Annotated in this window: 11 protein-coding genes and 1 pseudogene; 6 read left to right on the forward strand and 6 right to left on the reverse strand. The window is 65.8% G+C overall.

Annotation, left to right across the window (positions count from 1 at the left end; translation table 11 throughout):
- Positions 1-14 precede the first annotated feature (14 nt).
- Entirely contained in the window at positions 15-1,064 is a 1,050-nt protein-coding gene (locus tag NN2_RS25535) for an LLM class flavin-dependent oxidoreductase (protein ID WP_063016576.1), read from the forward strand.
- Between the two features lie 9 nt (positions 1,065-1,073).
- Here NN2_RS25535 and NN2_RS25540 read toward each other — a convergent pair whose 3' ends face one another.
- Entirely contained in the window at positions 1,074-1,790 is a 717-nt protein-coding gene (locus NN2_RS25540) for a FadR/GntR family transcriptional regulator (protein ID WP_063016578.1), read from the reverse strand.
- A gap of 255 nt (positions 1,791-2,045) precedes the next feature.
- On the opposite strand from NN2_RS25540, the gene NN2_RS25545 reads away from it, so the two are divergent.
- From NN2_RS25545 to NN2_RS25565, 5 genes are read left to right on the forward strand one after another with little or no spacing between them, the layout of a single operon-like run.
- Positions 2,046-2,828, forward strand: coding sequence for an enoyl-CoA hydratase/isomerase family protein (locus tag NN2_RS25545; RefSeq protein WP_063016580.1), 783 nt, complete (start codon positions 2,046-2,048; stop codon positions 2,826-2,828).
- Positions 2,829-2,856: 28 nt separating this feature from the next.
- On the forward strand, positions 2,857-3,666 hold the full coding sequence (locus NN2_RS25550) for an enoyl-CoA hydratase/isomerase family protein (protein WP_063016582.1): 810 nt from the start codon (positions 2,857-2,859) through the stop codon (positions 3,664-3,666).
- 30 nt (positions 3,667-3,696) lie between these two features.
- Positions 3,697-4,509 (forward strand): enoyl-CoA hydratase/isomerase family protein, encoded by an 813-nt coding sequence (locus NN2_RS25555; RefSeq protein WP_063016584.1) that lies wholly within the window; start codon positions 3,697-3,699, stop codon positions 4,507-4,509.
- A 7-nt stretch (positions 4,510-4,516) separates the two neighbouring features.
- The gene (locus NN2_RS25560) at positions 4,517-5,557 is read left to right on the forward strand and encodes a phosphotransferase family protein (RefSeq protein WP_063016586.1); all 1,041 of its coding nucleotides are present in this window, start codon (positions 4,517-4,519) and stop codon (positions 5,555-5,557) included.
- Positions 5,558-5,598: 41 nt separating this feature from the next.
- Positions 5,599-6,621, forward strand: coding sequence for an Rv3169 family protein (locus tag NN2_RS25565; protein ID WP_063016588.1), 1,023 nt, complete (start codon positions 5,599-5,601; stop codon positions 6,619-6,621).
- Between the two features lie 157 nt (positions 6,622-6,778).
- On the opposite strand, the gene NN2_RS25570 is transcribed toward NN2_RS25565, so the two are convergent.
- The 5 genes and pseudogenes from NN2_RS25570 to NN2_RS25595 form a co-directional block, all read right to left on the reverse strand.
- Positions 6,779-7,675, reverse strand: coding sequence for an SDR family oxidoreductase (locus NN2_RS25570; protein WP_063016590.1), 897 nt, complete (start codon positions 7,673-7,675; stop codon positions 6,779-6,781).
- Between the two features lie 79 nt (positions 7,676-7,754).
- Positions 7,755-8,549, reverse strand: a complete 795-nt coding sequence (locus NN2_RS25575; protein ID WP_063016592.1) for an enoyl-CoA hydratase-related protein — start codon at positions 8,547-8,549, stop codon at positions 7,755-7,757.
- A gap of 76 nt (positions 8,550-8,625) precedes the next feature.
- Positions 8,626-8,886 (reverse strand): annotated as a pseudogene (locus tag NN2_RS36570) (flavin reductase family protein); the annotation flags it as partial.
- A 647-nt stretch (positions 8,887-9,533) separates the two neighbouring features.
- The gene (locus NN2_RS25590) at positions 9,534-10,376 is read right to left on the reverse strand and encodes a hypothetical protein (RefSeq protein WP_063016597.1); all 843 of its coding nucleotides are present in this window, start codon (positions 10,374-10,376) and stop codon (positions 9,534-9,536) included.
- Positions 10,377-10,575: 199 nt separating this feature from the next.
- Positions 10,576-11,119 (reverse strand): AMP-binding enzyme (locus NN2_RS25595; protein ID WP_156511467.1); only part of this gene is annotated, 544 nt, incomplete at its 5' end.

An 11,119-nucleotide genomic window follows, 5' to 3' on the forward strand; every position in this document is an offset into this window, starting at 1 on the left:
AGAGGATCACCGAGATGACGACGTTCGGGGTCAATGCCTTCGGCGTCGGCCGTGGACCACAGCGGTTCGCGACCATGACCGAATTGGCGCGCGAGGCCGAGGACATCGGTTGCACGGCGGTGTGGACGAGTGAGCTGTACAGCCGCTCGGCCACCGTGCCGATGGCTGCGCTCGCCGCCGGCACCAGCACCATCCGCATCGGTTCCAATATCGCCTACGGCGTGGGCCGCAGCCCGCTGATGTGGGCGGCCGAAGCGCGTGACCTCGACGAATTGTCCGGTGGTCGAATCATTCTCGGGATCGGCAACGGTACGCCGAAGATGATGGAGGCCTGGCACGGTGTCCCCGGCGAAGCGCCCGCCGCCCGGATGGCCGAACTGCTCACCGTGCTGAAGGCGCTGTGGCGCCTGCACGAGGGGCCGGTCCATCACGACGGGCGCTTCTACCACGTGCACATTTCCCCCACATCGGATGTGCCGGAACCGATCCGGCCGGAAATCCCGATCTGGATCGCGGGGGTGAACAAGCTGATGCTGCGGACGGCCGGGGAGCTCGCAGACGGGCTCGTCGGCCATCCGATGTACACCGCCGAGTACGTCCGCGGCCCGGTCGCGGACGAAATCGCCACCGGCGCAGCGTTATCCGGCCGCGATCCGGCCGAGGTCACCATCATGGGCATCCGGATGTGCGCGATCAACGATGATGTCGAGCTGGCCCGGCGGCAAGCGGCGTACGCGATCGGCCAATACGCGGCATCGCGGGTCTACGATCGCCTCTTCGCGCTGCACGGTTGGAGCGCCGCCCAACAGCGGATTCGCGAGGCGGCCCGCGACCGCGACAGCGAGGCCCTGATCGGCGCTGTCACCGACGACATGATCGACACCATCGCCATCGCCTGCCGCCCGGCCGAGTTCCCGGCGGCGCTGGCGGCGATCCCTGACGGCTTCGATCACCTCGACCTGATCGCGCCCCCGTGGGGACTCAGCGATCACGAAACCCGGGCGATCAATGCCGAGATCCTGACCGGCCTGCGGAGCCACCTCGCGCACACTGTGTCGGTGTGACGTGAGGGCTCAGGCTTCGCGCAGCTCGATCTCGGTGCGCTCCTCGACCTGAACGACGGCCTCGGCGTAGCCGTGGACGTGCTTGCTCATGCGCCGCGTCGCCGTCGCCGGGTCGCCGGCGCGGATGGCGTCGGTGATCGTTTTGTGCGCTCGGTGGGTGGTTTTGCGCACCTCGTCGTCGACGAATGCGGTGTTCTCCGTCGAGCTGTAGATGGCGTTCGACAGCGCGGTCATGAAACCGGTGAGCAGTTCGTTGTGGCTGGCGGCCGCGACCGCGAGATGCCAGTCGACGTTGGCCTTCAGGAATTCCTCGAGCGGGATATCGAGATCGCCGAGCTTGGCGTTCGCGGCGTCGAGCGCGGCGATGTCGTCGTCGGTGCGGTACTTCGCAGCCAGGCCGGCGCATGCGGGCTCGATGGTTTCGCGGGTTTCCAGCAGGTCGGACAAGCGCAACTGCTGCCCGCGGATCAGCAGGCTCACCGACGAGGCCACCGAGGCGCCCCCGGGCTGCTGGACGAACGCGCCGCCGGAGCGGCCGGTCTTGATGACGACCAGCCCCTGCACCTCGAGGATACGCAGCGCCTCCCGGACGGTGGTGCGGCTCATCTGCGTCTGGGTGACCAATTCGCGCTCGGGCGGCAACGCGGTACCCGACGGGAACTCGCCGCGCAGGATGCGCTCACGCAGATCGTTGGCGAGAACGTCGGAGGCCTTGGGTACCTGCATCGGCTGCAACTGAACCGGGTGTCGCGCAACCGTGCTCGACGAGGGCGACTCGGGCATAGTTACCTACCTTCTGTGTATTTGGTCGTACCTAATCTATCAGCAAAGAGTCCTGCCATGCGAGTTTGCGCGGCCGGACGCCTTAGGTAATTTGGTCGTACCAAAATAATGGTTGACTTAGCGCGGTGTGGTGGATAGCTTCCAAGAAGAGGAAGTCGGCCGTAGCGGTGTCGACGAAGTGCTGAATGCGAGGACGACGTGGCAGAGCGGGCGCAGGATGTGGTGACCTGGGAGACGGTCGAACCTGGAATTACGGCGGTGACGCTGCGGCGGCCGCCTGCCAACGCGCTGGGGATTCCGCTGCTGGACGGGATGCATCTGGCCATGGATGCCGCCGAGAAGGCCGGTGACGTCAAGGTCATGGTCATCGGATCCGCGCTGCCCGGATTCTTCGCGGCGGGCGCGGACATCAAACACCTGTCGACGATCGACGCCGAGACGTTCACCGCGTACGGCGATCGGATGCGTGCGGTCAACGATCGCCTCGCCGCATCGCCGTGGCTGTCGATCGCCGCGGTCGACGGGGTCGCGCTCGGCGGCGGTCTCGAACTCGCGATGGCGTGCACCCTGCGGGTCGCCGGCCCTGGCGGCCGGTTCGGACTGCCGGAGGTCAAACTCGGGCTGATTCCGGGAGCCGGTGGTACACAACGGCTTCCGCGGCTGGTGGGCCGGGGGCGAGCGCTGGACATCATGCTGACCGCCCGGCAGGTGTCCGCCGAGGAGGCCTACCGGATCGGCCTGGTCGACCGGCTCACCGACGGCGATGCCACCGAGGCGGCGCTGGCATTCGCGCGCGAACTGCTCGGCCCCTCGCTGCCGGCACAGCTGTCGGTGGTGCGCACGGTGGACGCGGCCTTCGACTTACCCCTGGCCGAGGGCGCCCGGTACGAGGTCGAGCAGATCCAGGCGCTGTTCGAGGACGGGGAGGCCGCCGAGGGCATCAGCGCCTTCGTCGGCAAGCGCAAGCCGCAGTTCCGCTGATCGCCCGGCCGCTCACGTTAGGAGTCCGATGAAGACCCTGGAACACCGTTTCGAAACCTTCCTCGCCGAGGAGGTGAAACCGGGCATCGTCGTCGTCACGCTGAACCGGCCCGAACGCTACAACGCGATGACCAACACCATGTTCGTCGAACTCGAGCAACTGGCCTGGGGTTTGGAGACCGAGAATGCGTGCCGCGTCGTCGTCCTCACCGGCGCGGGCAAGGCGTTCTGCTCGGGATACGACCTCGCCGACGCCGACGACCTCCCGAACCTCGGCGCCCTGGGCATGCTGGATCAGCAGGAACGCGCCGCACGCGCACTCACCGCGATTCGTTCGCTGCGAGTGCCGGTCATCGCCGCGGTGAACGGTCCGGCCGCCGGTGGTGGTCTGGCGTTGGCGCTCGCCGCCGATATCCGCCTGGCCGGCGCCGCGGCCACATTCAACGCCGCATTCGTTCGCATCGGGCTCTCCGCCGGTGATCTGGGCACATCCTGGCTGCTGACCCGATTGATCGGACCCGCGAAAACCAGCGAAATCTGTTTCACCGGACGGATTGTCGACGCGACCGAAGCCGGTGAGCTGGGCATGGTGAATTCGGTCAGCGCCGGCGATGTCGTGGCCGATGCGCTCGCCCTCGCCGAGCAGATCGTCGCGAACTCGCCGGGTGGTGTGCAGCTGTCCAAGCGCGCTCTGCAAGCCAATCTCGAGGTCGGCTCCTATGCCGCGGCGATCGAGCTGGAGAACCGCGGCCAGGCATTGCTGACGCGCAGTCCGGACATGACCGAGGCGCTCAACGCCTTCAAGGACAAGCGCGCGCCCGTTTTCCAGGGCAAATAGCACAGCTGGACACGACGAGGCGAGGCTCACATGACCATCGATTTTCCCGATCTGCAAACACTGACCTTCGAGGAGGCCGAGCCCGGAATCGGCATCCTGCGAATCAACCGTCCGGAGCGCATGAACTCCCAGACCGTGACGATGTTCCACGAACATCTGGCGGCCGGGCGGGCGCTGCGCGACAGCCGGTTGCGCGCGCTCATCGTCACCGGCGCCGGTGAGCGCGCCTTCTGTGCCGGCTTCGATCTCGAGGAGATTCATGTGATCACCGAGATGGGTGTGCGTGAATTCCTCGAGTTCCAGGAGGTCGCCACGGGTGGAATTCAATCCATCAGGCATCTCCCGTTTCCCGTGATCGCCGCGATCCACGGACCCGCGACCGGGGGCGGCCTGGCGTTGGCCCTCGCCGCCGATATCCGCTTGGCGGCACCGACTCTCAAGATGAGCGCGGCCTTCGTGAAGGTGGGTCTGTCGATCGGTGAACTCGGCACCTCTTTCAATCTGACCCGCCTGGTAGGCCCCGCGCGGGCGGCGGAGATCGGGTACACCGCCCGCATCGTCGAGGCAGACGAGGCGCTGCGCATCGGGTTGGTGAACCAGGTGGTCCCGTCGGAGCGATTGCTGGACGAGGCGCTCACGATGGCGCGTGTGATCGCGCAGAATTCGCCCGGCGGGGTGCGGATGTCCAAGCGGGCGATTCAGCGCAACGCCGAAATCGGTTCCTACGAGGCTGCTCTGGAGCTGGAGAACCGTGGGCAGGCGCTGCTGACCAGGACCGAGGACATGCCCGAAGCGCTGGCGGCCTTCAAGGAGAAGCGCGCACCACAGTTCTCCGGTCGGTGAGGCCGAGATGGCATGGGATTGGGACCGCGAAACGCGAAACGCGTTGGCGGAGTTCTTGACAGGTCGCGGAATCGTTTCCGGACCGATCACCACGAAGGCGATCGGTGACGGCCATTCGAATCTCACCTTCCTGGTCAGCGACGGCACCACCAGTGTGGTGGTGCGGCGCCCGCCGCCGCCGCCGATTCCGCCAGGCGCCAACGACATGCTGCGCGAAGCGAAACTGCTGCAGTCGTTGTCGCCTACCGCGGTGCCGATACCCGAAGTGCTCGCGGTCGCGCAGGAGGGCGATGTGCTCGACGTGCCGTTCTACGTGATGAGCTTCGCCCCCGGCCCTGTGGTGACCACCCACACGCCCGCGCCGCTCGACACGCCCGAGCAACGACGGGCCGTCGGTCACAGCATGATCGACACACTGGCCGATCTGCACGAAGTGGATTGGCGCGCGGTGGGTTTGGATCGCATGGGCCGGCCCGAGGGATTCAATGCCCGGCATCTGCAACGGATGCGCCGCCTGGTCGCCGACGACGAGGGGAATCCGCCGGCGGAGTTCGCCGACGTGGACGCCTGGTTACAGGCGAACATCCCGCCGGAATCGGGCGCGACGCTGATCCATTGCGATTTCCGGATCGGCAATGTCGTCCTCGCGCCCAACGCGCCGGGCCGGGTCGCGGCAGTCCTCGACTGGGAGCTCGCCACGATCGGCGATCCGTTGCTCGACGTCGGCTATCTGCTGGCGACGGTTCCTGAGCCGGGCCGCCCGATGAACCCGACCGCGCAGCTGAGCGCCGCGATGCTCGAACCCGGATATCCGTCCAAAGCCGAACTGGCACAGCGCTACAGCGCGCGCACCGGCCGCGACCTCGACACTCTCACCTGGTATACGACGCTGGCGCTGTGGAAGCTGGCGGTGCTGTACGAATACAGTCGCCGGCGCGTTCTGGACGGGATCGGCGACCCCTACTATTCCGACCCCGCGCTGGTGCGGAGCTTCCTCGACGACGCGCGCCGCGCCGCTGGACTGGCGGAAGTCGGTGCCGAAGTGTAGGCGCTGCACGGCATTTCGCGCCCGAACGACAAGGAGTTCGTATGGTGAACACATCCGGCACCACATTCCGGGATCCGCTGGTCGGACCCGAAGTCACCGATCTACCGGACGGCTTCTTCGACCGGCTCATGTTCAACGTGCACCCGGTCGATGCCACCACGCCGTCGGTCATCATGGGCTTCGGTATCTACCCGCCCAAGGGGACGGTCGACGGGTTCGTGGTGGTGAGTGGCGAGCACGAGCAACGAAACCTCCGCTACTCGGGGCCGCTCGGCGTCACGAACCGGGACGGCTCCGGACCTTTCCGGTTCGAGGTGCTCGAGCCGAACCGAACGTGGCGACTCCGGCTGGGACCGAACGAGATCGACACCGAATTCGATCTGACCTGGCGGGCACGCACACCCGCCTGGTTCGGCGAGATCGCGGTCACGAACGCCTCGGCGGCGCGCACCTCGTTCGACCACCTCTTCCAGTCCGGTCGCTACGAGGGCACGCTGACCATCGACGGCCGGCAGCATTCGGTGGACGGCTGGTACGGGCAGCGTGATCGCTCCCGCGGCGTGCGCACCATGGCGGGCGGACAGGGCCTGCACATCTGGTATCAAGCCCAATTCCCGGACTTCTCCATCGGGTTCCTCCTGGTCGAGACCCGTTCGCACGAGCGACTTCTCCTCGAGGGGGCCGTCATGCACGAGAGCGGCCGACTCGATCCGATCACCGATGTGCGGCATGCCTTGGTGTTCACTCCGGATCTCGATCTGGTCGAAGGGGAGGTCCGGGTCGAGACCGCGGCGGGGGAGCGTTATGTCGTGCAGGCCGACGCGCGAGCGGGCGGTGGCTTCATGGCGGGCGCCGGATACGGTGGCCACCACGGCATTTCATCCGGAGCCGATCGAATCGAATCCGACCGCTATCGTCTCGACGGCTCGGTGACCCCGCGCTCGCTGGACTCGGCACTGACCGATCGGCTGTGCGGCTTCACCCTCGGCGACGTCCGCGGCTCGGGAATCTTCGAATTCGCTCTCACGCGCAGCAGCAAGTATCACTACCGCCCGTCGATCTGATCGGCCCGGCACCGGTTACCGCGAGGAATGTCCCGACCCGTCACGGGTCGGGACATTATTCATTTTGCTCGGCTTCATTTTGCTCGGCTCGGATAACCGAAGAGGGTGCGCATCTTGTGGATGCGCACCCTCTTCAGCTCTGTGAGCTCGGATGGACTCACACGGTTCGTTGAGCCTTGCTGGACTCCGACGCCACCTTGCTGGTTTCCTTGATCTGCTGCCAGTCGGCGTCGGTCAGAGTCGTCAGACCGGCGAAGGTGCCGGGGCCGGCGAGCATCTGCCCGCCGTCCATGGCGATGGTCTGCCCGGTGAGGTAGTCACACGCGTCCGACAGCAGGAACATCGTGAGGTTGGCCAGCTCTTCGATCGTTCCGCTGCGCCCGGCCGGAATCTGGTCGACCTGGGTGGCGCCGACCGACGACTTGTCGGTCGGATTCAGCATCTCCCAGGCATAGTCGGTCGGAATGGGCCCAGGGGCAAGCGCATTCACGCGAATGCCGTATTTGGCCCACTCGACCGCCAGCGACATGGTCATGGAGTGGACCGCGGCCTTGGCCATCGCCGACGGCACGACGAAGGCCGAGCCGGTCCAGACCCAGGTCGTGAGTGTGGACAGGACGCTTCCGGGGAGACCGCCGGCGATCCACCGCTTGCCGGCGGCGTGCGTGGTGTGGAACGAGCCGTTCATCACCGTGCTCGTAATCGCTTGGAACGCACGGGGACTGAGGTCCTTGGTCTGCGCGATGAAGTTGGCGGCCGCGTTGTTGATCACGCCCGTCAGCGGGCCGTGCTCGGACCAGATCCGGTCCATCGTCGCGTCCACGCTGTCGTAGTCGCGAACGTCGACGGTCTGGTAGTGGGCGGCCCCGGGGCGAGATGTGGAGGCCTCGGCAGCGGCCTCGGCCAGCACCGCGTCACGGCGTCCCCACAGGTGCACCTCGGCGCCGTGCTCGACCAGATGGCGGGCGACGCCGCGGCCGAGCCCGGTCCCGCCGCCGGTGATCAGGATTCGCTTGCCCGACAACAGTGTCGGTGCGAAGGTCGTGTCGGTCATTCAGTGCACCTCGTCGGTTCGTGCCGGCGGCTGTGCGGCAGCCGCCGGGAACTCACGTTGTTCCGGTCGGAACCGCAACTCACTTGCCCCGGTAAGGCGTGAAGTCGGGCTTGCGCTTCTCGTTGAAGGCGTTGATACCCTCCTGCGCCTCCGGGGTCTCGCCGAACATCGCCAGCGTGGAGTAGGCCATGGTGCCGATGCTGACGAAGTGCTCGGTGTCGGTGTTCATCGACTGCTTGAGGACCTTGAGCGCGGTCGGGGAGAAGTCGAGCATCTGATCCGCCCACGCCCGCACCTCCGCCTTCAGGTCGGCGGCCGGCACGACCTTGTTCACCAGGCCCCAGTCGAGGGCTTCCTGCGCGGACAACCGGCGCAGCATGAACCAGATCTCGCGGGCCCGCTTCTCGCCGACGACGCGGGCCAGATAACCCGAGCCGAGACCGGCGTCGAAGGAACCGACGCGGGGGCCGTTCTGCCCGAACTGGGCGGTGTCGGCGGCGATCGTCAGGTCGCACAGCACGTGCAGCACGTGGCCACCGCCGATCGCGAGCCCGTTGACGGCGGCGATGACGGGCTTGGGGGCGTCGCGAATGACGCGGTGCAGGGCCTCGACCTCGAACAGGCCGCTGGCCGACGGACCGTAGTCGCCGGTCTCCATGCGCTGCTTCTGGTCGCCGCCGGCGCAGAACGCCTTGTCACCCGCGCCGGTCAGTGCGATGACCCCGACGTCGCTGCTGGCCCACGCGCGCTTGAACGCCATGACCAGCTCATCGACGGTCTGCGCCCGGAACGCGTTGTAGCGCTCGGGGCGGTTGATCGTGATCCAAGCCAGCCCGTTGTCGACCTCGTAGGTGATGTCGGTGAATTCGGCCATCAGACTTCGGTGTCCTTCCGTGGTGAGCTACCCAAATTTGTGGTCATTAGGACTGACCATTTGCACAACAGTAGCTTTATGGGTGCTCCGCACGCAAGGGTGGACGGTCGTTTCCAGGACTTCTCGGGGCTCGGATGGCTGCGAGCCTCCTGAACCGGCTCCCATGGAAAACTGAGAGCGGTCGTTCGAAACCCATACGAAGCCCGTGGATTTCGAGCAGGGCGATGGCGTGGTCGCCGGCTGGGATCCCGGGGTAGACCGAGCATTCGAGCCACACACTGGACTTCTTGATGAAGACGCTGCCTTCCGGCAACGTCTCCCAGTCGACCGCTGCGAACCGGTCGACGTCCTTCTATGGTCGGTGGGTGTCGCCCGTGGGCTCGGTGATTCGCACGCTCATCGATCGCGCCGCCATGGCGTGCGGTGATGTCGGAGATCCGAACGACCGCCAGATCGTGGCGATCGGCGGACCGCACCGGCTCCTGGGGCTGCGCCATCGAGGTCGGATTCTCGATCGATACGATTCCTGAAGGCGGTGACCGCGTGGCTACCGGCCATCCGGGCAGGTCGATGACCGCTTCAGTACGCCCCCGCGGGGCGGAGTACTCCCCGGCTGTCGGCTGATCAATTCCTGTGCGAGGGAGGCGCGACTGCGGTCATGGTGGTTATGAGCACCGGGCCCGTCCATCCGCAGGGGAGTCCGCACCGTCCGATCGGGTCGGCGTTGTGCGACCCATCGGTATATGTGGTGATCAGGAGGGCTGCTTCCGCGGCGTATCCGCACTCCGGGCAGGTACCGAAATAGTTGAGCACTTCGACGTGGTGCCGGCGCAGCGGTACCGGTGCGATATCGACAGTTGTCATGATTCGTGCATCTTCTTCGGATCGGACCTCGTGGTGGTTGGACGTTGAATCGACCGATTCCACGCTCCAACCGCCACGAGATGGCGTTATCGTACTGTCGATGGAGCGGTTTTCACGGACCTACGGTTGTACCGCGAGCAGATCTCGTGGTTGCATCGCTCCATCCGGTTCCTGTTCCGTTATCGGCCGCGGTAGGAATTTACCGACACCATTCACCGCGATAGCGCACAGCGCCATGCTCCCCACGGTTGCCACCCAGACCAGAAGGCGCGAGAAATGCGCTGGGTCGAGATGAAGGGCGATGATCAGTGGTGCGCCCAGACCGAAGTTTGCGCCGAACATCGTCATCGGGAAGACCATCAAAAGTCCCAGTAGTCCCCATGCCGACGACACGCGTCGCCAGAGCTGTACCGCCACGACCGTGAACAGAACCACCTGTGTTCCTTCGAGCACGCCGATTGCCAACGGGTAGTTCCACACGCGCAGTTCGAATGGGCCGTAATAGGTGTAGACGTTCGTGCCCGTACCGATTATTTCGAAGACGCACGATGTGAATATTTCGGCGACCCAGACCGCGAGCAAGCCCTGACGTCCGAGACGGCCTTCGTACATGCGCCGGCCGGCGTACAGGCAGGCACTGGCGTAGAGGATGATGTACCCGCTGTGGGTCCAGTTCGGCTGGACGACCCCGAATGCGGTGAAATGCGAGTACATTGCGCCGGGCTTCCCGTCGTGTGCGTCGTAGAACCACAAATCGAAAGCCACGTCGTAGAGAGGTTCCGCGAAGGCTGCGACACCCGCTGCAACGCAGGCGAGTACGTAAAACGGCGTTCGTTGCCGAATGCACATACGAAGCGCGATCGCCAACATCAGGGCGACGACAGCCCAGCTGGCCCAGGTAAATATGTTCTGCCAGAGAAGATCGAGTTCGTGATTGATTACTGCGGATGGCATGCGCCCCATCGTGACTCCTTGTGCCGATGTCTGAGCTGAAATCGAAAGATTGGCAGAGAAGGCGAGTGAATGAAATTACGATAGGTGTTCTCGGGGTTGATACGCGTCTCCCGAGAGGGGCAAATATCTAGTTCCTAAGAAGTACCCGGGAAGGGAGTTCCCGGCCAGCGGTACCGACCGGGATCTCGCAGTGCGGCAGAGGTCAGGGTCAGGCGTTGGAGGCGCGGATGGCTTCGAACACGTTGGGGTCGACCAGGGTGGAGGTGTCGCCGAGTTCGCGGCCCTCGGCGACGTCGCGCAGCAGGCGCCGCATGATCTTGCCGGAGCGGGTCTTGGGCAGTTCGGGCACGATGTGGATCTCGCGGGGGCGTGCGATGGGGCTGATCTCGCGGGAGACCTCGGCCTTGAGCTCGTCCACCAGCTGTTGTCCGGAGTTGTTCGAGCCGCCGGTGAGGATGACGAAGGCGACGATGCCCTGTCCGGTGGTGGTGTCGCTGGCGCCGACGACCGCGGCCTCGGCGACGCTGTGGTGGCCGACGAGGGCGGATTCGACTTCGGCGGTGGAGATGCGGTGGCCGGAGACGTTCATGACGTCGTCGACGCGGCCGAGGACCCACAGGGCGCCGTCGGCGTCGATCTTGGCGCCGTCGCCGGCGAAGTACCAGCCCTGGGCGGCGAAGCGTTCCCAGTAGGTGGCTTTGTAGCGTTCGTCGTCGCCCCAGATGCCGCGCAGCATCGACGGCCAGGGCTGG

The organism is Nocardia nova NBRC 15556, assembly GCF_001613005.1.
GTDB classification, from domain to species: Bacteria; Actinomycetota; Actinomycetes; order Mycobacteriales; family Mycobacteriaceae; genus Nocardia; species Nocardia nova.